The 25,182-nt window shown below is 59.3% G+C and carries 18 protein-coding genes; 12 read left to right on the plus strand and 6 right to left on the minus strand.

Translation table 11 applies throughout. The annotated features are described in order from the left end of the window. Window positions 1–69: 69 nt before the first annotated feature. Genes CUJ90_RS05870 through CUJ90_RS05880 form a run of 3 tightly spaced genes read left to right on the plus strand, consistent with a single transcriptional unit; the run spans window position 70 to window position 3,687 of the window. The gene (locus CUJ90_RS05870) at window positions 70–1,080 is read left to right on the plus strand and encodes a glycosyltransferase family 2 protein (protein WP_114162180.1); all 1,011 of its coding nucleotides are present in this window, start codon (window positions 70–72) and stop codon (window positions 1,078–1,080) included. A 39-nt stretch (window positions 1,081–1,119) separates the two neighbouring features. Then, window positions 1,120–2,433 carry a lipopolysaccharide biosynthesis protein gene (locus CUJ90_RS05875; protein ID WP_114162181.1) on the plus strand — a complete coding sequence of 438 codons (1,314 nt, stop codon included), beginning with the start codon at window positions 1,120–1,122 and terminating at the stop codon, window positions 2,431–2,433. A 51-nt stretch (window positions 2,434–2,484) separates the two neighbouring features. Continuing rightward, complete coding sequence (locus tag CUJ90_RS05880; protein ID WP_073427501.1) at window positions 2,485–3,687, plus strand: glycosyltransferase family 4 protein; 1,203 nt, start codon at window positions 2,485–2,487, stop codon at window positions 3,685–3,687. Here the strand turns inward: CUJ90_RS05880 and CUJ90_RS05885 are convergent. Then, the gene (locus tag CUJ90_RS05885) at window positions 3,588–4,298 is read right to left on the minus strand and encodes a phosphatase PAP2 family protein (RefSeq protein WP_114162182.1); all 711 of its coding nucleotides are present in this window, start codon (window positions 4,296–4,298) and stop codon (window positions 3,588–3,590) included. The two genes, CUJ90_RS05880 and CUJ90_RS05885, sit on opposite strands and share 100 nt — an antisense overlap. A 46-nt stretch (window positions 4,299–4,344) precedes the next feature. Then, on the minus strand, window positions 4,345–5,643 hold the full coding sequence (locus CUJ90_RS05890) for an O-antigen ligase family protein (protein ID WP_114162183.1): 1,299 nt from the start codon (window positions 5,641–5,643) through the stop codon (window positions 4,345–4,347). A gap of 371 nt (window positions 5,644–6,014) precedes the next feature. Here CUJ90_RS05890 and CUJ90_RS05895 point away from each other — a divergent pair, with 371 nt between their 5' ends. The 3 genes from CUJ90_RS05895 to CUJ90_RS05905 all read left to right on the plus strand — a co-directional run bounded on the left by CUJ90_RS05895 (window position 6,015) and on the right by CUJ90_RS05905 (window position 9,405). Next, on the plus strand, window positions 6,015–7,529 hold the full coding sequence (locus CUJ90_RS05895; protein ID WP_073427504.1) for a mannose-1-phosphate guanylyltransferase/mannose-6-phosphate isomerase: 1,515 nt from the start codon (window positions 6,015–6,017) through the stop codon (window positions 7,527–7,529). A gap of 41 nt (window positions 7,530–7,570) precedes the next feature. After that, window positions 7,571–8,947 (plus strand): undecaprenyl-phosphate glucose phosphotransferase, encoded by a 1,377-nt coding sequence (locus CUJ90_RS05900; RefSeq protein ID WP_073427505.1) that lies wholly within the window; start codon window positions 7,571–7,573, stop codon window positions 8,945–8,947. Between the two features lie 65 nt (window positions 8,948–9,012). After that, window positions 9,013–9,405: a hypothetical protein gene (locus CUJ90_RS05905; RefSeq protein ID WP_235004805.1), complete on the plus strand. Its 393-nt coding sequence runs from the start codon at window positions 9,013–9,015 to the stop codon at window positions 9,403–9,405. Between the two features lie 50 nt (window positions 9,406–9,455). Here CUJ90_RS05905 and CUJ90_RS05910 read toward each other — a convergent pair whose 3' ends face one another. Beyond that, entirely contained in the window at window positions 9,456–11,069 is a 1,614-nt protein-coding gene (locus tag CUJ90_RS05910) for a hypothetical protein (RefSeq protein WP_114162184.1), read from the minus strand. A 527-nt stretch (window positions 11,070–11,596) separates the two neighbouring features. Here CUJ90_RS05910 and CUJ90_RS05915 point away from each other — a divergent pair. After that, window positions 11,597–13,018, plus strand: a complete 1,422-nt coding sequence (locus tag CUJ90_RS05915) for a UbiA family prenyltransferase (RefSeq protein WP_073427507.1) — start codon at window positions 11,597–11,599, stop codon at window positions 13,016–13,018. A 69-nt stretch (window positions 13,019–13,087) separates the two neighbouring features. Here CUJ90_RS05915 and CUJ90_RS05920 read toward each other — a convergent pair whose 3' ends face one another. Both CUJ90_RS05920 and CUJ90_RS05925 read right to left on the minus strand, forming a co-directional pair. Then, on the minus strand, window positions 13,088–14,032 hold the full coding sequence (locus CUJ90_RS05920) for an NAD-dependent epimerase/dehydratase family protein (RefSeq protein WP_114162185.1): 945 nt from the start codon (window positions 14,030–14,032) through the stop codon (window positions 13,088–13,090). 22 nt (window positions 14,033–14,054) lie between these two features. Beyond that, window positions 14,055–14,426, minus strand: a complete 372-nt coding sequence (locus CUJ90_RS05925; RefSeq protein ID WP_167449647.1) for an SMR family transporter — start codon at window positions 14,424–14,426, stop codon at window positions 14,055–14,057. 1,123 nt (window positions 14,427–15,549) lie between these two features. Between CUJ90_RS05925 and CUJ90_RS05930 the strand changes: the two genes are divergently transcribed. The 4 genes from CUJ90_RS05930 (at window position 15,550) to CUJ90_RS05945 (ending at window position 21,207) form a co-directional block, all read left to right on the plus strand. Beyond that, the gene (locus tag CUJ90_RS05930) at window positions 15,550–17,115 is read left to right on the plus strand and encodes a hypothetical protein (protein ID WP_114162186.1); all 1,566 of its coding nucleotides are present in this window, start codon (window positions 15,550–15,552) and stop codon (window positions 17,113–17,115) included. Between the two features lie 749 nt (window positions 17,116–17,864). Beyond that, on the plus strand, window positions 17,865–19,370 hold the full coding sequence (locus CUJ90_RS05935) for a tyrosinase family protein (protein WP_208645238.1): 1,506 nt from the start codon (window positions 17,865–17,867) through the stop codon (window positions 19,368–19,370). Between the two features lie 243 nt (window positions 19,371–19,613). Further along, window positions 19,614–20,495 (plus strand): ATP-grasp fold amidoligase family protein, encoded by an 882-nt coding sequence (locus tag CUJ90_RS05940; protein WP_073427691.1) that lies wholly within the window; start codon window positions 19,614–19,616, stop codon window positions 20,493–20,495. Window positions 20,496–20,703: 208 nt separating this feature from the next. After that, window positions 20,704–21,207 (plus strand): M48 metallopeptidase family protein, encoded by a 504-nt coding sequence (locus tag CUJ90_RS05945; RefSeq protein ID WP_083084216.1) that lies wholly within the window; start codon window positions 20,704–20,706, stop codon window positions 21,205–21,207. A 35-nt stretch (window positions 21,208–21,242) separates the two neighbouring features. Here CUJ90_RS05945 and CUJ90_RS05950 read toward each other — a convergent pair whose 3' ends face one another. Beyond that, window positions 21,243–23,558 (minus strand): FdhF/YdeP family oxidoreductase, encoded by a 2,316-nt coding sequence (locus tag CUJ90_RS05950; RefSeq protein ID WP_114162187.1) that lies wholly within the window; start codon window positions 23,556–23,558, stop codon window positions 21,243–21,245. Window positions 23,559–23,728: 170 nt separating this feature from the next. Here CUJ90_RS05950 and CUJ90_RS05955 point away from each other — a divergent pair, with 170 nt between their 5' ends. Then, window positions 23,729–25,171, plus strand: coding sequence for an aminotransferase-like domain-containing protein (locus CUJ90_RS05955; RefSeq protein ID WP_073427513.1), 1,443 nt, complete (start codon window positions 23,729–23,731; stop codon window positions 25,169–25,171). Window positions 25,172–25,182 lie beyond the last annotated feature (11 nt).

Genomic DNA, 25,182 nt, shown 5'->3' on the forward strand with positions numbered 1-25,182 from the left:
ATCGGCGAAGCGGAGGCTGGAACCCGCGATTGCCGGCCGGTTAAACCCTTTACAGAGCATTGCGAGATCATGGACAGAATCACAATAGTCATCTGCAACTATAACTACGAGCGCTATCTCGCCACGGCAATCGACTCGGCGCTGCAACAGGACTATGCGGCAACGCATGTGATCGTGATCGACGACGGTTCGACCGACGGCTCGCGCGCAATCATCGAAGGCTATGGCGACCGGATACAGTCGGTGTTCAAGAGCAACGGCGGCCAGGTGTCGGCGTACAACCAGGCGGTCGACATTGTCGATGCGGAGTTCGCCATCTTTCTCGATTCGGATGATCTGCTGTATCCGTCCGCAGCGTCGGAAGTGATGCAGGTGTTCGGCACCGGCGACTGGGCGAAGGTGCAGTTTCGCCTTGACGTGATGGACTCGGCCGGAAACGCGACCGGCGCCTATGTGCCGAACTCCTCCGCTCCGCGAAATTGCGACGCGCTGTTGCGGGGCGGCTGGCTCTATCCCTCGCCGCCTGCTTCGGGCAACGCGTATCGGGTAAGCGCTTTAAAACAGGTGTTTCCTATTCCGGAGGCGATTGCCGACCGCTACGGCGCGGACTTCTATGCGATCTACGGAACGGCCCTGGTGGGTCCGGTCGCGGACATTCCGAAATCGCTGGGCGGTTATCGCGTCCACAACACGAAGAGCTCGAACGTCTCGTTCGCCAACTCGGAGCAGATCAACAAAGCGCCAAAAGCCTTCACCATGCGATGGCAGATCCTGCGAAAGACCGCCGCGGCTCGATTGCAGATCGATCTTCCAGAAGCGTTTTACGACTTCTCGCATGAGAAGGCGCTGTTCTGCTCGGGCGTCTATCACGCACCGATTGCGACGCGATGGCGCTGGATGATGCGCGACTCGCACGACTATCTGCATACGATCGTGGCGAACCCGTTCTGGAGCCTGAAGAAGAAAGTCGGCACCCTCGTTCTGTCGTGCCTCTGTCTCGTACCGTACTCGCCGCTGTCCGACTTCGTGGTTCGCTACATCAACAACCCGCTCGCCCGCCGGCGAGCGGTTGAGCAATAACACCTGGAACAGCGGTTGCATCGGCCTGAAGGAGGCGGGATGGATCGACGAAAACACGTCAATATCATCGCATTCGTGTATGGCGGCTATTTGATGAGGTATGTCTACCTCATCATCGTGGTGCCGTTTTACGGACGCATACTCGGTGTGGCCGAGTACGGTCGCGTTCTGGCGGCGATGTCGCTGATGAACGTCATCTGGATGCTGGCTAGCTACGGCTTTACCTTTGTCGGCATGCGCGAGGTATCGAGAGCGCAGTCCAACGGCGAATGCAACAGCATTTATTCGCTGCATACCAGCGCACGTCTTTGTCTCGGGGTGGTGGGGGGAGGCGTCGGCATTGTCGCCACGATGTGTTCACCGGTTTTGTCCGAACGACCGCTGATCGGTGTGCTCGCCACGCTGCTCGGCGTCGTCTCCGCGCTCAACCTCGGCTGGCTGTTTCAGGGGCGTCAACACTTTCGCACGCCGATCATGATCGAGGTGTTCGGCTTCGCCTTGAGCCTAATGCTGGTTCTGAATCTGGTGAAGGGGCCCGCGGACTCCGAATGGGTGCTGGCAAGTCTGCTGATTGCAGGCGTGGCCTCGATGATCATTTCATATGGGCTGACCACCTGGCAGCTCGGACTGCCGCGTTTAAGGGCCGCCGGCATCGTACCGCTGATCCGCGGTTCGACGATGCTGTTCTGCTATTCGTCGGGTTCGGTCGTGCTCACGGCTTCGTCCACTTATCTGCTTACGTTGTTGTCCACGCCGGCGCAGGTCGGGTACTTCGGCGCGGCGGAGCGCTTCGCGACGATCGGGTTGAGCCTGATGGGGCCCGCGGCGCAGGTGTTCGTGCCCACCATATCCGCGCAACTCGCGCGAGGCGACAAGGATGGCGCGCATGTCACCACGCGGCGCGGCGCGGCGTTGCTCATGGGCTACGGGTTCATTGTTCTGTGCGGCGCGCTGACGTTGTCACCTTTCTTGCTACCCCTGATCCTGGGAGCGGAGTTCGAACCGAGCGCCCGTGTGCTGCAGTGCTTCGCATGGATGTTCCCATTTGCCGCGTTCAATGAATTCGTCGCGTTCTACGTGTTCGTGCCTCGCAAGAAAGACCGCTTGCTGGCGATAGCCGGCGCCGTCTCGGGAGTGGCGAATCTCGCGGCGGCGCTCTATCTCGCACCGCGCTATGGGGCGATTGGTATGGCATGGGCTCGCGTGATCGGAGAAGCGACGCTGTCCGTCATGCTGATGAGCATCATGGTTCGCCTCGAACTGGTCGGACTGGTTCCCGGCGGGCAACGGGCGCTCGGTATGTTCAGACTGGCATGGGGTGCTCGCGTGCCGCCGGGCGCCAAGGATAAGTGAAAGGTTCTTTCCGACGCGTCGTGCCGGGTTGTGCTCTCAACGGAGGTCGAAGTGAAAGTCGCTATTGTTCACGATTGGTTGGTCGTTTCGGGCGGTGCTGAAAAGGTGCTCCAGAACATCATCGAGTGCTTTCCGAAAGCGGACATCTTCGCCATTGTCGACTTCATGGAAGACCGTGACTGCGTGAAGGGCAAGTCCGTCGAGACGTCGTTCATTCAGCGCCTGCCCTTTGCCCGCAAGCGCTACCGCGGCTACTTGCCGCTCATGCCGCTGGCGATCGAACAGTTGGACCTGTCCGGCTACGACCTCGTTATTTCCAGTTCCCATGCGGTGGCCAAGGGCGTGCTTACCGGCCCCAACCAGGTTCATGTGAGCTATGTCCATTCTCCCATTCGCTATGCGTGGGACCTTCAGCATCAGTACCTGAGGGAGTCGCACCTGACACGCGGCATGAAGTCCATGATGGCGCGGGTGCTGCTGCATTACATCCGCGGATGGGATTCCCGCTCGGCGAATGGCGTCGATTACCTGATCGCCAATTCGAGGTTCATCGCTCACCGCATCAGAAAAGCGTATCGACGCGAGGCAACGGTCATTTATCCGCCTGTCGACTTGAAGAACATGACGATGTCCGCCGAGAAGGAGGACTTCTATGTGACGGCCTCGCGCATGGTTCCGTATAAACGTATCGACCTCATCGTGCAGGCGTTTTCGCAGACCCCCGAACGGCGGCTGGTGGTGATCGGGGATGGCCCGGAGATGAAGAAGATCAAGGCCGTCGCCGGAGCGAACGTGACGATCCTCGGACATCAGCCCATCGACGTTCTCGTCGATCATCTGCGGCGAGCGCGGGCGTTCGTATTCGCGGCGGAAGAGGACTTCGGCATTTCGGTGGTGGAAGCGCAGGCGTGCGGAACGCCCGTTATCGCTTTCGGCAGGGGCGGCGCGCTGGAATCCGTCGTGGGTTTGCCCGCGGAGCGGCCGACCGGGGTCTTTTTCCATGAACAGACCACCGAATCGCTGTTGAGTGCCGTGGTGCGATTCGAGCGCAACGCGTGTCTCTTCGATCCGGGCGAGTGCCGGAGAAACGCCGAGCGATTCTCGTCTGAGAATTTCAAGGCGGCGCTGACCGGTTTTATCGAAGCGCGGCTTCCTTATAGCTTCGTCGACCAGTTTGTTCCATCACGTCCCGGCGACCGCTCCGTCGAGCCCGCGCCGGCCGGCAAGCGTCGATTCTCGACCGTGGTCTCGTGAAAGTGGAATGGATGACGGCGCGGGTGGAGATAGGTGGCGAATGCAAGCGTATGCCGATGGATTGCAGGCGAATGCCTTTCGATCAACCGTTGAAGCGGAGTCGTGTGCCCGTACGCCAGCGCTGAAACCAGCAGAATGCTGAGCGTCGACCAGAGCGGCGGGAACCGCTCCACGTCGACATGACGCGCACCGCGTAAAAAGATTAGCGCAACGGCGGCTCCTATTACCCAGCCCGCAAAGACCTCGGGTAGCGAGTGCGAACCGTTCAATACCCGCGACATGCCGGTCAGGAGCCCGACGATCAGGCCCATGACGACTCCGGCTGCGGGCGGCAGACGCCACCACTTGAATTGCAGCGTAAAGACGACGATCCATACGGACGTCGACAGCATGGCGTGTCCGCTGATCACGCGGAAATGAGAAGCCGGGAAAGACAGGCCCCACCCCGCGTGGAGGATCTTCGTGGCGCCTACGATCGACATGCCGACTGCCAAGGCCAGAAGCCAGCGGTATGCCGCGCGCACGTCGAATAGCGCGATCCAGATGCCGCAGGTCAGCGCCACGGGCAACGTGAGCGCGGCGTCCCCCAGATTGGTAAACATTCGCCACATGGCGTCGTCGTTTCCTTCGTTGTTTGCTTTTGTCGCCCCGTCCGGGCTACGGACGGTTATTCGGCACGAGTGGCGCGGCGCCGCGCCGCTGCCGCGTTATCGTTGGGTCGCCTCGTCGTGTTCGATACACCGGCGGTCCGGACGTGGCAGCGGTCAACGGCCGCGATGCGAGCAGTAGCGAAATCACGAGGGAAAGAATCAGGACATTCGACGGCGACACCAACCGGTGTTCCGTTGCCGCCATCACGAGCAGGCAGACCGAGGCAAGCTCGACGAACCGGAATGCCACGAAGTTCTGCACACCGGCCATCAACGCGGCGTTGGCCGCCCCTCTGCGGCTCCATTCAATGAGCTTCCAGAAGAAGTTCAGCATCAGGCCCAGTCCCACCACGCCCATTTCCGCCAGTAAATTCAGGTAAGAGTTGTGCGCATGAGAATCGCTGTGTTCGACGGTCACGTCCGACGGTATTCCCAGGAGATCGAAGTAAGACACGACGTGGCCGATCTGATCGTCATACGAACCGAAGCCGAGCCCGACCACCGGGCTTTGGCGGAAGTACGCCAGCGCGCGCGGCCACAACCATTCGGATCGCGTGTCGAGGTTGGCGACCTTCGCGTCCTGGTTATGGATGTTGAAGCTGTAGCCCATGTAGTTGACGTTCGGCTCGGTATGAATGAACGCTATCGCCACCGAGCCGGCTACTAGGCAGCCCATCAACGTGCCGAGCATCCAGCGCTTACGGCCAAAATACAGATACGGAAGCATCACCAGCGCACCGAGCAACGACCCGCGGCTATAGGTGGAAAAGAGCATCAGTCCGTTCATGGCGAGTAACGCCAGAATCAGCTTGCCGCGTTTTTGCAGGTAGCACGCGGTGCCGAGACAAAACAGCATCGCAAGAAAGCCGCCCGCCGCGTTACGGGCGATAAAGTAGCTGCCGAAGCTGTTGTCCGGATGCGTGAAGATGCTCAGCAGCCCGTTTTGCAGAATGTAGTAGGCGTAGGGCGGCACATTGATCGCCACGGCGAAGATAAAGAACGTTCGCAAGACCTTGTTGAGATCCCAGCGGTGCGCATAGAGGCACCCGGCGAAGATCGGGGCATAAGAGACGAAGAAATTGCCGTCGCGCCGGTAAAACTCGAATTCGATGAGAGAGCGCGGGTCGTAGAGCAGCGTGGAGACGAGAACGAATAACGTAAAGGCAGTCAGAGCCGACATGAAAGCCGGGTAGCTTCTACCGAAGAAACGCCACGAACATAAAACGATCGGTAAGAATCCAGCCGCGCTCACCGGAAGCAGATTGGTCACTGTCAGGAATAGCGCCAACAGGGATATATAAGCCATTGCGACTCCATCGAGAGCATACGGATGGCCGGTAACGAACAGGGCAACTGGCAGCGGGCAGCGGGTGCGCGAGACCGTCGGAATCCTATCTTTGGAAGTTCACCAACCACGCGGTGCGTTGACTCGAAGTTATCACGGCTCGGCATTGATCTCAAACCTGCTTCCACTTTGCGCGCACCTATGACGGCCTGCCAGCTACAACGCGCAAACGGATCGCGTGGACACGGCCAAAGTTTCAACGGTTCGCGCCACGCATGCTGTGGTGCAGCGTAACGTGCCTATCATTGAATCGAGTAACGCCCAACGCGTTTCGTGGCGGCATTCGCGGTTCGGATAGCCAACCAACGGATACAACTTTGCAGGGGCTTTAAATGGGCAATGTCACGCTGGAAGTCAATGCTTCGTCTGTCGAGTTGGCCAATGACACTGCAGCCGCGTGTTCGCGGATGGTTCCGGTGATTCTGGCCGGTGGCTCAGGCACACGATTGTGGCCTGTATCGCGCGAGCAGTTTCCCAAACAACTGATCGATGTGATTGGTGACAAGACGCTGCTTCAAGCCACCGTGTCGCGGATGGACAATTTCAAGGGACGATGGGAAGTCGCGCCGGAGCCCGTCATTGTCTGCGGGGCGGAGCATTACTTCGCCACTTACGAGCAGACTCGTGACAGCGGTGTCAACGCGCGCATCATCGTCGAGCCCGCTCGACGCGATACCGCGCCGGCGTTGACGCTTGCCGCATTGACCGCAACCGCCGAGGGCCACGACGCCATATTGGTCGCGATGCCCGCGGACCACGCGATTGCCGATCTCGACGCGCTGCATCGCTCGATCGCGATCGCCGCCGGCTATGCGGAGGGCGGCGCGATCGTGACATTGGGCGTGCCACCGGCTCGCCCGGACACAGGCTTCGGCTATATCCGGCTTGGCGCGGTGCTACAGGACGGCGCCTATCTGATCGATCGCTTTGTTGAGAAGCCCGCTGCCGAACTCGCGGCCCAGTACGTCGAGGCTGGAAACTTCTGGTGGAACAGCGGCATCTTTGTCGTTCGTGCTTCGCTATGGCTCAAGGTGATCAAGCGCTTCCAGCCCGACATGCACACGGCTTGCGCGCAAGCGCACGAGCATGGAAAAAAGGCGGAGGGTTGCGTCATTCCCGCCGCGGTGGAGTTCTGCCGCTCGCCCTCCGATTCGATCGACTACGCGGTGATGGAGCGCCTGGGCAAGGCGGATTCCCCTTGCCTTGGCGTAGTCGTGCCGCTGGAGGCCGGCTGGTCCGATCTCGGCTCATGGGACGCGGTGTGGCAAGCAATGCAAAAGGACGAATCCGGCAATGCGGGAAGCGGCCGGGTGTTGTTCGAAGGCGCGACGAGCACGTATGCGCGCTCGCAGGGCGGGCGGCTTCTGGCTTGCGTGGGTACGACCGATCTGGTCGTGGTCGAGACGGACGATGCGGTGCTGGTCGCCGATCGCGCGCATGTGCAGGACATCAAGGGTCTCGTGTCGCGGATCAAAAGAGAGAAATCGCCCGAGGCCGAGGCGCACAGAAAAGTGCGCCGCCCGTGGGGCTTCTACGATTCGATCGATCATGGCGATCGCTTCCAGGTCAAGCGCATCGTCGTGAACCCCGGCGCGCGTCTGTCCTTGCAGATGCATCACCATCGCGCGGAACATTGGATCGTGGTGAGCGGAACGGCGCTCGTCACACGAGGCGACGAGCAGCTTCTTCTGAGCGAAAACGAATCGACCTACATCCCCTTGGGTGTGCGCCACCGTCTCGAGAATCCCGGATGTGTCCCGCTGCAGATCATCGAGGTGCAGTCGGGCGCCTACCTCGGTGAAGACGACATCGTGCGATTCGACGATAAATACGGTCGTTGCGGCTAACCGGCCGGTATGAACAATGCGCGTGCTCTGGGAGCGTTGCAATGCGGGCAATCATTGGTTTACTGGCAAGATCGTTCGATGTCGCGGTAATCGTGGGGGGCGCTTTCGTCGCGCTGATATTCCGTTTCGACGACATTTCCCAGCACAGTTTCTACATGGCGTTCGTCGCCTTCGCCGCGGCGTTTTCGCTCGCGGTCTTCCCCGCGCTCGGCGTCTACGAGTCGTGGCGCGGGCGCTCGAAGTGGGTGCTCGCGGGGCAGGTTGCGCTGGCGTGGCTGATCGTTCAGGCGTGCGCGATGGCGTTGATGTTTTCACTGCATCGCATCGACTTCGTGTCCCGTTTATGGTTCGCGTATTGGACGGGCCTGTCAGGCGCCGCGATGATTGCCGGACGCATCTTGACGCATAGCCTGCTCGGCCGTGTTCGACACGCGGGATTGAATTTGCAGCATGTCGCCATCGCGGCATGCGGCGAGCACTGTGAAGAAATCATTCAAAAGATGGAGGCAAAGCAGGCTGCCGGATTCCGCGCCAAGGCGCTTTACAACCTGGGCGTTGGCGGCCGGGTGACATCGTCTGTCGCGGTGTTCGACCAGCACGCGGCGTTCGTCGACTATGTCCGTGAGCAGAAGATTGGTGAAGTTTGGCTGGCTCTGCCATTGAGCGAGGAACGCGCGATTCTCAAGCTGGTCGACGAGTTCAGAAACGATCTGATCAATATCCGTTTCATGCCTGACGTGCGCGCGCTTGCGTTGTTCGAAGGAAGCATTACCGAATTGCTGGGCGTTCCCACCATCAATCTGGCGGCGCCGCCGCTGCCGCCGAACGCCATGCTGATAAAGGAGCTGTTCGACCGGGTGTTTGCTTTCGGCGCGCTTGTCGCGGTGTCGCCGATCCTGCTTGCGTGCGCGATTGCCGTCAAGCTGAGTTCGCGGGGGCCGGTGTTCTTCAGGCAATGCCGTAAAGGCGCCGACGGCAGGGTGTTCACCATCTACAAATTTCGTACGATGCGCCTGCACGAGCAACAACAGGGTGTTCTGAAACAGGCGACTCGCGACGATCCCCGCATCACCCGCGTGGGCTCGTTTCTGCGTCGAACCAGCCTGGACGAATTACCGCAATTCTTCAACGTGCTGCGCGGCGACATGTCGGTGGTGGGTCCCCGGCCACACGCGCTGGAGCACGACGATCTCTATCAGAACATCGTGTCAGGCTACATTCACCGATACAGGATCAAGCCGGGCATTACCGGTTGGGCGCAGATCAACGGCTTTCGCGGCGAAACCGACCACATCGAAAAAATGGAGGGGCGCGTGGCACACGATCTGTACTATCTGCGCAACTGGTCGTTCGGACTGGACGTCAAGATCATTCTTGCGACGATATTCAAAGGTTTCCATCACCGCAACGCTTATTGAGCCGCCTTATCGAAGATCATGTACGCGCCGTTGGCGTTGTTACGGCATTAAAGGATGCGCCTCAAATGGAAGACGATCTGGGCCATTGGGAAAGAGTGGAGCGTGACGACCGACAGGCCGAACCGGATCCGGACGCTGGCGAGCGGTTGTGGTGTATCCACATAGAAGGACCGGACGATTTCATCGCGGCCGCATCTCAAGAAGCGGCCCAGCACGAAGTGTCGGCTATCAACGCGTATCTGGAGAGGTTCGAAAACGGTCATCGCGCATCCGCCGCGCACGCGGTGGTGATGGAATGGCCGTTTACAGCGGAGAGTCACGCACGCTCGCTGGAAGTCGACTGGGACGATCTTCAACGAATGCCGCACAGAGGGCGATCCGCCAGTTCGTCGGCGAATGTATTGACCACGATGGCGCGGCACCTCAGGGAACTCGTAGGGATGGCTCGCCATCGGTGAGGGTCATTTCCGGGCCGCACCGGCTCCTCAAGAGCCTGCCCGCGCAGCGCTTACTTCTTCATGATCATCAACTGGTCGAAATTGACGGTGCATTCAGGTTGCTCTGGCCGATTATCGGTGGCGACAGGGAGATTGTCGTCCCGCAAGTCGAACGCCCAGTTCATCTCGGAGGGTGTCAACCTGATTGGCCGTTGATCGCACATTTCGTGGACCGCGGCCACGGCGCCTTTATAGTGGGCCTGTTTAAGCATGATGTAGCCCGCGACGCTGGCCGCGGATAACAGGGAGTTCATCGCGGCAAAGACGATGATTGCATGGAACTGCTGCCGGCTGGTTGAAAACGCCGCGGTGATCAGCAATGGAACCGCGTAAAGCATCGGCACGTATCGCGCCCACCACGATTGTGGGTGGATCAGGACGATAGCCAGCGTGGCGAGCAGGAAAATCGTCAGGAGATCGGCGCCCTTCCTTTTCCAGAAGAAGGGGATGACACCGATGATGAGCATGACCCCAAAGAAAGGACCGAAGCCGGCAAAGCGCGTATCGGCCGTGTGAAGCGCGATGAACGCCTCGCGTAGATGCTCCGGCGACAGCGAAAAGCTGGGCTGCGCGTTACTGCAGGCATTACAGTTACTCGGCACCGAAAAATACGACAGGAAAAGTCTGTGCAACGGGTTCATGCTAAGAAATTCCGGCGATGCCTGCCGCACGATGATATCCACCTTATCCTTGCCGAGAATAGGGTAGAAGATATGCTTACCCGAGGCGATGTTTTCGATGTAGGGCGAATAGCCGATTACCGCAACGGCGACGAACGACCATACAGCCAGTTGCCCGATCACCACTTTGTGCTTTCCGATAAAGCCTCTTTTTTCTCCGCCGAAAAATGCCGCGGCGAAGAGCACTAAAACGGAGACACCCGCGAAAACCAGTCCTGTCATCTTTGAACCGACCAGAAGCACCAATGCGGTACCCAGTTGCACCGCGGAGTACGGCCGGTTTCTGATGGCGAACAGGAGATTGATGGAGAAGATCGTCCAGCAGTAATAGTGGGCAGCGTCGACGTAGAGCGTTGTCAACTGGCCGATCGCGACCGGATTGTAGACGCAGGCCGCCGCGGCGAGGAACGCGGCTCTCGGGGATTGAATCGTCGTCTGGAACAGCCGCATTAGACAGATCAAAGCGGGAACGCTGAGCAACAACGTGAACGATTTGCCGGTGTTGAAGTGCGTGGTGAGCACCTTGGCCGTGTAGGCGAAAAACTCGAACGCCTTGGGATAGTGCTCGGCCCAGAAGATACCGCCGGGCGCGCGCATGCCGGCAGACCAGGCCGATTCGCGGTCGAGCAGCAGGGCGACCGCGCTGTGGTAATTCAGACCATCGTAACTAAATTCCCTCAAGTGTCCGTAGCCAAACAGTACAGCCGCGATGAACGCTACGGCGAGAAGCGCTGTGCGCCATCCGGTTCGGAAAAAATACCCATATATTCCGATCGCGACAATAAAGGCAAGCCCGACGATTCGTTGCGACGACGAGCTGTAGATTCCGATGTTATAGAGCGTCGCCGCATATAGAGACGACGCGAACACGAAGACAACGACATAGTCGCAAAACCTGGCCCAGTCCACATGTTTGAAGGTGTTTTTCGTCGTCGTCGTAGACATGGATGGGCCTTCTCTCAGGTAAGGGAAAACGTAGAGCGATTGTTGCGGAGGTGATGCTGCTTTTGTTGAACTGTCCGTAGCCGGCATTGCTTCGAAGGAGCGCCGATACGAAACGGGGGCGCGGAAAAGCTGTGAATTTGCCACGACAGGGAACGCGGCGATCGTGGACAGCGACGTCGCTAGCGTGAAGATATCAATGAGGATTATGGGCGCATGTGCGGCGGCGCACAAGGAGCGTGCTTCCCGCTATCGACCCGCTATTGCCTGTGAGTCAGCCGATGATGATTCGCACGTATGAGCCCACATGCGATTGGCCCTCGGCAGCGATATTTCGTCATCTTTTCGGGAGGTCCCGGGAGCCTCTTTATTGGAGCCCCGTGCTAATTTGAGTATCGTGCGACGCAGCGCGTCCCACCTTGGCCGGCCCCGTATGTTCAGACATCGGCGTGCGGCTCAACGCGCAAGTGATGGGAGCCGCCCCGGCGCTTTGCTCAGGCTAACACTTCGATAATCGTTCGAGGCTACCGATGGCTGCTGCAAGCATCCCGCTTTGTGTCGATCTCGACGGCACACTGACCCATAGCGACCTGTTGATCGAGTCGTTCCTTGTTCTGATCAAGAAAAATCCCCTCTATCTGTTCTATTGCGTCGTCTGGCTGCTGCGGGGAAAGGGATATCTGAAGGCCCAGATCGCCTCACGCGTCGCCATCGACGTATCACTGCTGCCCTATAACGCCCGTGTGGTTGATTTCCTCAAACGCGAGCAGTCGAGTGGCCGTGATCTCTATCTATGCACGGCGGGTGACCAGCGATTTGCCGAACAGATCGCCTCGCATTTCGGATTCTTCAAAGGCGTGATGGCAAGCGACGAGTCGCGCAATCTCTCCGGCACGAACAAGGCGGGAGCCTTGCTGGCGCGATTCGGTGTGCAGGGCTTCGACTACTGCGGCAATGCTCGCGCCGATGTGCCGGTCTGGAAGCAGGCGCGCAGGGCGATTGTCGTGGGAAACAGGCATATGCAGGCGGCGGCGCAGAAAGTGAATCAGACAACCGTCTTCTTCGAAAGCAAGCGTTCTTTCTTGCGGCTCGCGCTCAGGGAAATGCGCGTTTATCAATGGGTGAAGAACCTGCTGATCTTCGTGCCACTTCTCGCGTCCCATCGCTTCACAAATATCGACACGCTGATCGCAGAGGGCGTGGCGTTCCTTTCGTTCTGTTTTTGCGCGTCGTCCGTGTATCTGTTAAACGATATGCTCGACCTCGATGCGGACAGGCGTCATAGCCGCAAGTGCAAGCGCCCGTTCGCTTCCGGTGAATTGTCGCTGGTCTCCGGCATCTTTCTGATGTTCATCCTGCTGGCAGGATCGGCAAGCCTTGCAGTCATGCTGCCGCAGTCGTTTCAGTTCGTGCTGGCGTGCTATGTCGTCACAACGCTCGCGTATTCGTTTCGCCTGAAGCGCGTGATGCTGGTGGACGTATTCGTGCTCGCGGCGCTTTATACCACCCGTATCGTGGCTGGCGGCGCGGCCGGCGGCGTTGTGCTGTCCGACTGGTTGATCATGTTCTCGGTGATGATCTTTCTCAGCCTCGCGATGGTCAAGCGCTACACCGAACTCGACAAAACGCAGCGGGACGGCAAGGCTTCGGCGGCAGGCCGGGGGTACTTAACCGACGACATGAGCATCGTGCGCTCATTCGGAACGGCAGCCGGCTACGTCGCGGTGCTGGTGCTGGCGCTCTATATGAACTCGGCCGACGTCAAGGTGCTGTATCAGCATCCGCACAGGCTCTGGGTTCTCTTTTGTCTGCTTCTGTATTGGATCAGCCGCATCTGGATGGTGGCGTTCCGCGGGCAGATGCACGATGACCCGATCGTCTTCGCGATCAAGAACCGCGCGAGCCTGTTCGTCATTGCACTGTGCGTGCTGACTGTGCTGGCCGCGATGTGAAGAAGAGGAAAGGGCGTTCCGGAGCGCCTATTCGCGTCTCCGGGGTCTTCGCGTTGTTCTGGCGTGCCACTATTCCGAGCGGGAAAGTCCCGGCCGCGCGGCTGCGCTGCGATTGATGTGGACGGCGATATCCCTTGCGATTCTTGCATTCGAAAACTGCGGGCGCCAGCCAATAGCAAGCGACTCGTCGATCGAGAGGACGTGCTGGAGTTCGAGCATCAGCAACTGTTCGCGCGCGAGCAGCCTGTAACCGGAAAGAGACGATATCCACTTCACGGGAAGCAATGGAATCGCGATTTTTCGCACATGCCGCACGCCAAGCTCCGCTGAGATCTCGTCGATCCACTGGCGAATCGACAGCGGGTCTGGATCGGCGGCATTGAAAAAACCGGCGGCACGCGTTTCCGCGACGCGATAGATCAGGCTCGCCACGTCGAGGACGTGCACCATGTGGATTTTGTGGTTGCCGTGACCGGGAAATGCAACGAGACCGAACTTCGTCATCATGTTGACGAAGCCTCGGAACAGGCCCTCTCTTCCTTCGCCGCCAATGATGCAGGGAATGATCGTGGCCGCCCCCGGCATGGTGTCGACGAACGCCTGGGCAGCCATCTTCGAGCGGCTGTACACGCCTTCGCCACCCATTCTGCTGTGTATGTCGTACTGGTCCTGTCCGGTTTGGCGGTACATCATGCTCGTGCCGACGTGAATGAAATGCGATCCCTGGAAGCGATAGCGCTCGCAAAGGTTCTTCGCCGCCAGCACGTTGTTCCGTTCAAAGAACGACTTTCTGAAGAGAAGGGGGACGCCCTTGGTAACGTATTGAACCGCCGCGCAATTGACCACCACATCGACGTTCGGCAGCGAAGCGGTGAAGGCGGCATCGGCGAGATCGCCTGGCAAGTCGACTGGGCCGGTCCTGTCGGTGGTGGTCACGTCATGAGCGCGCGCCTTGAATTGCTTGACGCACTCGCTACCGAGAAAGCCCGCTGCGCCGGTGATCAGTACTCGCATGATGCGACTCCCTGTTCGATCCTTACGATTTCACAACCAGATAGACACCGACGATGATGACGGCGATGCCCAACAATTTCTGCGCCGACAGATATTCTCCGAACAGATACCACGCGGCTATCGCGTTCACCACGTATCCGATCGACAGCATCGGATACGCTACGCTCACCGGAACCTTGGACAGCGCCACGATCCAGATCGCAACGCTCAGTACGTAGCATGCCAGCCCCGCCATGATGTGAGGCTCGAATCCCACTCTGAAGAGCGCTGAAACGGCTGTTTGGCGACTGAATCCAAAGGCTCCCAGCGCATTGGTTCCCGCTTTCAGCCAGAGTTGCGCCATTGCATTCAGCAGGACGCCGGTCACGATCAGAACAAAGCTCGCAATGCTCACTTATCCTCCGGGAATGGATGCCAGAAATCGCGAGAGATCTCGCCATCCTGTTCGATCAGAAGAAAGACGGAAACGGCGAGCGTGAAGTGAGACCATGATACGTGGCTAATAACGCGGCGCGCGGCATAAATTCCGCATTCACGGCCAAACGTATCGAATAGCGCGGCGCGTGGTTCGTCAAGGGAGTGCCACTTGTGGAAGATGTCCGCTGAACACGATGTGTTGGCGGATTCGACCGAGGCTCGCCGAGAAACGCATTCAACACTGGCGTCAGTACATTGAATGTAATGACAAACGCAGCCGATAGGTCAGTGAAAAAGAGAACATTCTATTTTCAACTTAGCCATATTGCAAAATGGCCCATTACATATCGCCGATTTCGATCTATTTAAAACAACTCGTTGGAATAGGAATGTCTTGTTGCAACCACGGCTGTCTACTCCGGTCGAGTGAGTACAACTTGCCCGGTTGCGCATCGCGCATGGGGAGGCGACCGCGCGGCGGAAGGGTGGCCTCGCTTCGACGAGTGCGCGCCGCCTACCCGGCGGAAAAATAAAGCCCCGTTCCAATAGGGTCGAAGTGCCAATTGAGCGCATCAGTCCTCTGATGATCATAAGAAAGTAGGAATTTTCGCTGCGTCTCAAATTGTTCGAAAGATTCCTGCTTTCTGGCGGAAAAAAACTATTTCCACTGTAATTCAAACCGCATTCCGGGTACGATTTACTCCGTCGCGCCGCATTTGTGAATAACTTACCGAACAGATCCCACGTCGGTCGTCCTTCCGGTGAAACGTTTGCGCCACGCGCGGCTCGCGGTTTGAGCAGCAGATCAATACCGTGTCAGGTCGTCTCCATCGTTTGCACAAGAGATAGTGGACGTGCGGGTAGGCTCGCCCGGAGGATCGGCGACGCTCGCGCGGCGGATTACTGCGTCTCTTCAAACGTCTTTGTCGACCACTAATCAAGCATCAGATTTGTGCGCGCATGCGCAGGACTTTCTTCGCCCTTAGCGTTCCGAGTTAATGGGCGGCGAGTCTTGACGCATCTACTCAATTCGAAAACTCCAGAAAGTTAATACTTGGATTTTTTATCGGGAATTTTCTCGACAGCGGAAATTATTTGACATGGTGAAACGACGTCAATTCATTGGTTGCCTAACGGCTCTTGGTGGCAGTTATCTTTTGAGCGCCTGTGGCGGCGGTTCGGAAGACGGCAACAGCACGGATCAATCAGCCGTCAATAAAGCAACGGCACACGCGGGCACCCCCTCGGCCAGCGGCACCGCAATTCCCCCTGCAAGTTCCATTACCGACAACTCGGGCGCCGTGTGGACGCTGGCGAATGGCTCGGTGTATCGAAACGGCGCGAAAGCCGGCAACACCTACAACGTCGCATTGGTGCTGTACTACAGCGGCGGTGTGTATCACCAGGGCTCCGGCGGCCAGTTCTATTCATGGACCGGCTCGACATGGGTAACGTGCAACGACCCGCGTATGGGCGGCACTTCAGCGGAGGGTACGACGCTCCCTACGTCGCCGTACATTATCGACAAGACGGCCGCGGTCTGGACCCTCGTGAATGGCGTCATTTACAGGAACGGCGCGACCGTGGGCAACACCTACAATGTGTCGCTGGTGCTCTGGTACGGCGGCAAGATCTGGCATCAGGGTTCAGGCGGCCAGTTCTACGTGAACGTGGACGTGCGCAACGTCAAGGCCCAATGGCTGCCGTGCAGCGACCCACGTATCGCCGTTGCTCCCGCGACAGGTTCCTTCTACGGAATGAACGGGCACTGGGATTACACGTACACGCCTACTCAACTGGTCTCGATGTTGAAAGACATGGGCTGTACGACCTATCGCGTCGGCTGCACGGACGACCCGAACCAGATCAATGCCGTCGTCAAAATCGCGCAAGCCTTCCAGTCAGCCGGACTCAAGCTGCTCGTGCTGATCCAGCAAGGTGTGTACGACTCCAGCGGTGCGGTGTTTTCTGGCGAGTCGGCGGCTTATACCCGCGCTTTCGCTTGTGCCAGGACTGTCGCAAACGCAATGAAACCGTACGGCGTGACCATGTACGAATGCGGAAACGAACTGACCCGGCAGAACGCCACGGTCATGAACTTCTCCTACGCGGGTTCGTTGGCGATGGACTTCAACAATACGAACTGGCCCGCCATGCGCGGCGCCATGCGCGGCATGATCGACGGCGTGAAGTCGGTTCAGTCCACGGCGAAGTGCGGTATCAATTTCTGCGTTGCCGATATTGGCGCGGCCGACGCTTTGTGGGAAGGCATGCAACCCGACGGCACGGGCGGTCATCCGAAGGTGCGTTGGGATATCACCACCTGGCACAATTACGATGCGTATGGGGACATTTTCAGAATCGGCTCCGACGGAAACGGCCCCACCTTCGACCTTCCGACGTATTGCAAGGCCCGATATGGCGTGCCTTTCATGATTACCGAATGGAATACCGGCCCGGACCAAAGCGAGTCCTTCCGCGCGAACTACATCACCACGCAATTGGGCGAGTTTTATCAAGCGAGAAAGACGCACAACATTCAGTCCGTGATGTACTACGTGCTGGATAGCGGGAACACGACCTACGGCATTATGATCAACACGGTTCCAATAACCGAGCCGTACAATGCGTTCAAGACCTTCACGGCGGGCCACCCGGACAACTGATCGACGGGTTGTTCATTCGTGACGAAAGACCGGGTCTCCTGCTTCGCGCGGAGACCCGGTTGCGTCGTTTACAGCGTACTCGAGACGCCACTCAACCAGGCGCTCGACCGCGAGCCGCGGTTGTCGAGTCGCGGCCAATGCGAATACCGTCATTCGCAAACCTGTCGCTGTCTTGTCGCTGTCTTGTCGCTGTGAAGCGTCAAAAGCAAGTGCTAAAGAGACGGTCGGCAGGTTGCGGCTTCCTTGAACGGCCCAGCTATCTGGTCTGCCTTGCATCGTCTCGATGCTGCCCGCTCCCGCGCCAGCCCTTCTCTCTCGGCACTCAAAAGCGCTCTGCACACGGAGCTGTTCCGGTCGTCGAACGCACGGCGTTGACAGCCCATACGTCCACCATGCGTCCACCATTTTCGGCCATGCTGTCCAAAACTGCGGATGTAAATTCCTTACGATTTTTTTCAGTCTCCGTTAGGCTTGCTGTGCAGAGACGAGGATCGCGAAAGGCGGCGCTGCCGCACTTTTGCAAAATTATTAATTGAATCCGATTGGCTTGAGGAAGACCGAGGCCGGAGCAAATCCGGCCACGCCAATTGCCTGAACGCCCGCGTTAGAACACGCGAGCGCCGGCGCCAGCTATTGCCATACTGGCAAGCGATATCTCACGACAGCGCAGACCCGTCGCCAAAGATGTGTCCGCGGGACGACACGCAGCCAATGCAAATGCATTGTTGCCGCCATTAAATGGAGGAGTCATGCCGTACGCTACGATAAAGCGCAGAACTTTTCTCGGCGCCGCCGCCACTGCCATGACATGGGCGTCGTTTCCGTTTTTGGCAAGAGCGTCGACTACGTTAGTGATTCGTATCGAATGGCAGCAATTCAAGACGACGCCTCACTATGCTTCATTTCTTAACGCGGTGCGTATCATGCTGGCCAACCCGAACGCGGCCGATCCGAATTCATGGCAGTACTGGACCAACGTTCATATGAACTACTGTCCGCATCGGCAGCCATATTTCCTTGCCTGGCATCGCGGATACCTGTACTACCTGGAGCGTCAGATCAGACTGATTTCGGGTGACAGCGATTTCACGCTGCCGTACTGGGACTGGTTCACCAACCCGAACGTGCCGGCGGAATTCACCGATACGGCAAGCGGTAATCCGCTTTATTGTCCTCGACTCAATACGAACGTCTATAACGCGCTCGACCTGTCGCCTTTCTCGTCGTCGGTCGTGAACTTCCAGCGCGGCACGGCCAATTCATTTGAAGAGAAGTTCGAGACGGCACCGCACAATCCGGTGCACAACATCATCGGCAATTCGATGGCTACCATGCAATCGCCTCGTGATCCGATTTTTTACCTGCACCATGCGAACGTCGACAGGCTTTGGCACGCGTGGGCGCTGCCGGACGGAAGAACCATGCCGGCGCCGACCGATCCGTATTGGGCCGGGACCTTCACTTACGCTTCCGCCTTGACGATCAACAAGGAGCAAACGTACTCTCCGCGTTCCCGGCTCGGCTATGACTACGCCAACACGGCGAGACCCACCACCTTGCCGCCGCAAACACAGGTGGGCCGAATCATTCGGGTGCAGGCGCAAACGACCGACCTTCGAGCACGCCCGCCCGTCGTCAGCTTCTCCCTAAGCTCGGCGCGTGATATTACCTCTGGGCGGCATTCGATCGGCGGCGTCACCGGCGTTGCGCTGAACGAGGCATCCATCACCGTTCGGATTCTGGGAGAGGCCGCCTCGATTAAACCCGTTCAGGACTTGCTTTCGGCGACCGCTGCGTCTTACGACGCGGCCGCGCAAGGCCTGATTGCCCCTTCGACAACGACCGCCACGACGTCCGGGAAATATCGTTCGGTGAAGGTCGTATTCGACGACATCAAACTGACGGCTCGAGGTGCGGCGGGGGGCTATTTCTACAACGTGTACCTCAACCTTCCCGACAACTTCGGCGATAAGGCGGTGCGCGCTCAGCACTTCATCGGCACGCTGGGTCCCTTTGAAATTTCCGGTGCCGCGCATCATGGAGCGGTGACTTTGGACTATCCCGCTACCGCGGCGCTGTTGAAGGCCGTGGATCAAATCTCCCGAGAGTTCTTCATCTCTCTCGTCCGTGTCAATGGTGCGAACGCGCCGAAAGGAACGGTTATCCAGGTGGGCGAGTTACGGATCGAGTTGACTACCGAGCCGGCGTACATCGTGTCGCCGGTTGCTCCTCCCGGCTCCGGCGTGCCTTATTAGGCCGGTCGACAGCGCCGCGCGGTTTGAGGACCATGTATAGGCCTTCCGTGGCGCGTGCTTGCCAGTCAACGCATTGAATACGTTTCGAGTTGTGATCGTTCGCCTGTCAACGCAATAGTCGACGTCTGTGATAACTCAACGATTAAGGAGGCTTCTGTGTCACGTCCAAGAAGAGTCTTTCAAGCGGAAACCGCGTTTCAGGTAAGCCATGCCCTCAATGCACCATTCGGGAGGGGAGAGAGCATTGGCGGGACACCTGTCGGCCTCGAAAGGCGGATAAAAGAGCATGCCAAGGATTTGCTGCCGGATTTTCTCTTCCTGCTACTTTTGCATCGCAAAGAGGTGGGCCGCTTTCCCAATCTCATCAAGCCGAGAACATTCAATGAACGCATTCTCAGGCGAAACCTGCAGCCCGATCCTCGATTTGCGCCGTTGACGGACAAGCTGGCCGTGCGCGACTACGTGGGCCGGATTCTGGGAGAAGAATTTCTCGTTCCTTTAATTGCCGCGCCCACCAGGTTCACGCGCGCGGACTTCGATTCCCTTCCAGACTCGTTTGTCATGAAGGCGAATCACGGCAGCACGTTCGTCGAGATCGTCCGCGACAAATCACGAGAGAGTTTCGAGCGGCTTCACCAGTTGGCCGTCCGGTGGCTATCGACCGATTTTTACAAGGTGGCGCGCGAGCGCCATTACCGGGACATCGAACCGGGGCTATTCTTCGAGACGCTCCTGCTCGATCGAAACGGTCAGGTTCCCGCCGACTACAAGGTGCATTGCTTTCGTCGAAGTGCGGGGCGACCGGTCATGTACATCGTGAAAATCAGCGACCGGTTTGGACCGCTGCCGCGTGGCGATGTGTATGACGCGGACTGGAACCATCTCGACGTAACGATTGGCGAGTACGCGCGCGGCACCACGCCGAGCGCTCCGCCTGATAACCTGGACGCGATACTCGAGGCCGCCGCGAAGCTATCCAACGGCTTCGATTACGTTCGGGTCGATCTTTATGCACCGGACAATGCGCTGTACTTTGGCGAGCTCACGTTTACGCCTGGCGCGGGCGTCGTACCCATGTTTCCCGACCGCGTCGATTTCGAATGGGGCGAACTGCTTATGGAATGAAAGTACGTTTCTCTTGAAACGCGAGGGAGGGGCGAGGGCTCCTGGTTGCCGTTACAGTTGCCCGAGCCTCGACTTCGCGAAGCAACGCCGAACGGTGAGGCCAATGCGTTTAGAATGCGGATCAGCAAAGAGACGGTGTCGTTTCGAATCCACTACCGACACCGATCGCCGCTGCCCCGAAACGCAAAGACCAGGCAAAATGACCGGACTGTCTCACCTGAAATATCTAACCGGCTACCCTCCGGCGCTGCAGGAAAAAGTCAGGAAGCTGATAGCCGACGCGCAACTGGGCCCGTACCTCGCTGAGCGATACCCGAACACACACGACGTGCAAACAGACCGGGCGCTCTACGCCTATTGCGCGGACCTGAAACGCGAACATCTGCGCAGCGCGGAGCAAATCGACAAAGTCACCTACGACAGCAAGCTCGACGTCGTGCGTCACGCATTGGGCCTGCACACCAGCATCTCGCGCGTGCAAGGCGGCAAGCTGAAGGCGAAAAAGGAAATCCGCATTGCCTCGCTGTTCAAATCCGCTGCGCCGGAATTCCTGAAGATGATCGTCGTGCACGAACTCGCTCATCTGAAAGAGAGCGACCACAACAAAGCCTTTTATCGACTGTGCGAGTTCATGCAGCCGGGCTACCACCAGATCGAATTCGATCTGCGCCTCTATCTCACGCATCGGGAACTGACGAAAAACCCGGCCTGACCACACGTGAAGCGTCAAGCATCAAGCCTGAAGCATCAAGCAGCCAGCGCGTCAGCTTCCGCAGCCTTCAGCAAGACCGGAATCGACTTCGAAGTCGGCGTCCCGGCGCCATCCGCCACTGAGGAAAGCGGCACGAGCGGATTCGTCTCAGGATAGTAAGCGCCGAGACATCCGCGCGGAATGTCGTATTCCACGAGCAGAAACCCCTTTACATGACGTTCGATTCCGTCGGCCCATACGCTCGTGATATCCACGCGCTGCCCGGCGGCGAAGCCCAGCATCGCGAGATCTTCCTTGTTGGCGAACAACACGCGCCGTTGGCCGTATACGCCGCGATAGCGGTCGTCGAGGCCGTAAATGGTGGTGTTGTACTGATCGTGCGAACGCGTCGTCATCAAGGTCATCAGGCGCTCGCCGTGCTCTTCGCGCGCGCGATGTATCGGCGTGTCGAGCGCGATCGCGTGCACGATGAACTGGGCCTTGCCGCTCGGCGTTTTCCAGATCCGCTCGCGTGACGCGACACCCAGGTGGAATCCGCCTGGATGCTTCAACCGCTCGTTGTAATTCTCGAAGCCCTCGATCACCTTCGCGACGCCGTCGCGGATCAGCGAGTAATCGGCCGCGTGCGCGAGCCAGTCCACCTTGTCGCTGCCGAGCGTCGCATGCGCCATGCGCGCGACGATTGCAATCTCCGACAGCAGATTGTCCGAGGCCGGCTTGTTCATGCCGTAAGAGATATGCACCATGCTCATCGAATCCTCGACGCTCACGCCTTGCGGCACGCCATTCTGCAAGTCGATCTCAGTGCGCCCGAGTGTCGGCAGAATCAGCGCGTCACGTCCGTGCACGAGGTGGCTGCGGTTCAGTTTGGTCGTGATGTGCACGGTCAGGTCGCACGAGCGCATGGCTTCCCAGGTACGCGGCGTGTCCGGCGTCGCGATCGAAAAATTGCCGCCGAGACCGATGAACACCTTCACCTTGCCGTCGAGCATCGCCTGAATCGTATTGACGACGTCGAGTCCATGTTCGCGCGGCGGCTCGAAACCGTAGACCTCGCCGAGCCGGTCGAGAAACGCGTCGGTCGGTTTTTCCTCGATGCCGACGGTGCGGTCGCCTTGCACATTCGAATGCCCGCGCACCGGGCACAAACCCGCGCCGCGCCGGCCGATATTGCCGCGCATCATCATCAGGTTCGACAGCAACTGCACGGTCGGCACCGAGTTCTTGTGCTGCGTGAGGCCCATGCCCCAAGTGGAAATCACCGCGCGGCCCTTCACGTAGATGTCGGCGAGCTTCAGCACGTCCTCGAACGGCACGCCGGATTCGGCGACGATGGTGTCCCAGTTCTCCGCCCGCAGGTCGTCAGCGAACGCGTCGAAACCCACCGTGTGTTCGGCGATGAAGCCGACGTCCAGCACCCGCTCGAGGCCTGACGCCAGCGCCTCGTCGTCGAGTTCGATCACGCGCTTGGCGACGCCTTTGAGCAGCGCGAAATCGCCGCCGACTTTCGGCCGGATGAACACGGAGCTGATTTTCGTGCTGCCCATCGTGATCATTTCGACCGGATGCTGCGGACTCGCGAAACGTTCGAGGCCGCGCTCCTTGAGCGGATTGATCGACACGATGGTCGCGCCGCGCTTCGCGCATTCACGCAGTTCGCCGAGCATGCGCGGATGGTTGGTCGCCGGATTCTGGCCGAAGATCAGCAGCGTGTCGGCGTGTTCGAAGTCGTCGAGCGTGACCGTGCCCTTGCCGATGCCGACCGTATGCGGCAAGCCGCGGCTGGTCGCTTCGTGGCACATGTTCGAGCAATCGGGGAAATTGTTGGTGCCGTACATGCGCACGAACAACTGATACAGGAACGCGGCTTCGTTGCTGGCGCGGCCCGAGGTATAGAAGGCGGCGCGGTCGGGATCGTCGAGGCGCTCCAGGTGGCGGGCGATCAGGTCGAAGGCTTCGTCCCAGCCGATCGGCACGTAGCGGTCGCGCAGCGCGTCGTAGACGAGCGGGTCGGTCAGACGGCCATGCTGTTCCAGTTCGAAGTCCGACTGCGCCATCAGTTGCTCGACCGTGTGTGCCTCAAAGAACGCCGGCGTCACGCGCTTGCTGGTCGCCTCGGCGGCCACGGCCTTCACGCCGTTCTCGCAGAATTCGAAGGTGGACGCGTGCTCCCGATCCGGCCACGCGCAGCCGGGGCAGTCGAAGCCGTCGGGCTGATTCTGTTTGAACAGCGTGCGGTAATTGCCGCCCGTGACCTTTTCCTTGATCAGATTGATCGCGACATATTTGAGCGCGCCCCAGCCTGCGGCGGGGTGCGTGTACGGTTCGATGCGAGCTTCGGGTTTCTTCATGATGGTTGCCGCGGATACGCTTTGACGAGGCTTTTAAGCCGATACCTGCAAGCCTACTGTGTTCCAAAAGCAGCGCAGCATACAGAAAAATGGAAAGCCGAGGGATACAGTTGTCTGCGTTTTGTCATAGACTGGCGCCTCAACTCACGCTTTCCGTTTGAGCCAGGTCCTTGAAACTCTACGAAAAACTCGCCGACGACATGACCGAAGCCGTGCGCCGTGGCGTGTTCGCGGCGGGCGAGCGGATTTTGTCGGTGCGGCAGGCGAGCCAGCAGCACGGCGTGAGCATCAAGACCGTGCTGCGCGCGTATGCGTTGCTCGAAAGCCGTGGGGTGGTCGAGAGCCGTCCGCAGTCCGGCTATTTCGTGCGCGACGCCGCGGCGAGAGCGGCCAGGGCGGCGGCGCTCGATGAGCCGCGCCTGAGCGGCAAGCCGGCAGCCGAGACCGCGCCCGTGGCCGCCGAGGTCGACGTCAGCCGGCTGGTGCTGTCGACCCTGCGCAGCATCCGCGCGCACGACGCCGTGCCGCTCGGCTCGCCTTATCCCGACCCGTCGCTGTTCCCGTGGCGGCGCATCAATCAGTATGCGAACGCGATCGCCCGGCGTAGCGCGAGCTGGAATCTGATCGACGATCTGCCGCCCGGCAATCCCGAACTGATCCGGCAGATCGCGCGCCGCTACGCCGAGAACGGCGTGCCGGTCGATCCCGGCGAAATCGTCATCACGCTGGGCGCGACGGAGGCGATCAACCTCAGCTTGCAGGCGGTCGCCAAACCCGGCGATACGGTGGCGGTCGAATCGCCGACCTATTACGCGATGCTGCACGCCATCGAGCGCCTCGGCATGCGCGCGATCGAGGTGGCGACGCATCCCGCACACGGCATCGACATCGAGGCGCTGGCTCAGGTGATCGCGACGCAGACGATCGCCGCCTGCATGGTCATGCCCAACTTTCAGAATCCGCTCGGCTTCCAGATGCCGGACGCGCGCAAGCGGCAACTGGTCGACCTGCTCGCCGCGCACGAGATTCCCGTCATCGAGAACGACGTTTATCAGGAACTCTATTTCGGCGACGCCCGGCCTTCGACGCTGAAGAACTTCGACACAAAGGGACTGGTGTTGCATTGCGCGTCGTTTTCGAAGAGCCTGACCGCGTCGTACCGGATCGGCTGGGCGATGCCGGGGCGCTACCGCGCGCAGGTCGAGAAACTCAAGTTTCTCAATACGCTGACCACGCCCTCGGTGCCGCAAGTCGCGGTGGCCGATTATCTGAAGCAGGGCGGCTACGACCGTCATCTGCGGCACGTGCGCAAGGTTTACCGGCAGCAGGCGAGCATCATGACGGCGATGGTGCGGCGGTTTTTCCCGGTCGGCACGCGCATGTCGGCGCCGCAAGGCGGCTACGTGCTATGGGTGGAGTTGCCCGAACGCGTCGATTCGATGCGGCTTTACCAGGCGGCGCTCGCGCGCGGCATCACGGTCGGGCCGGGCATGATGTTTTCGACGCGCGACGATTTTCGCCATTTCATCCGGCTCAATTACAGCTATCCGTGGACGGCGCAGACCGAGGCGGCATTGAAGACGCTGGGCGAACTGGTGGCGCGCATGGCTTGAAAGCAGAGAAC

This window comes from Paraburkholderia terricola, assembly GCF_003330825.1.
Taxonomy (GTDB): domain Bacteria; phylum Pseudomonadota; class Gammaproteobacteria; order Burkholderiales; family Burkholderiaceae; genus Paraburkholderia; species Paraburkholderia terricola.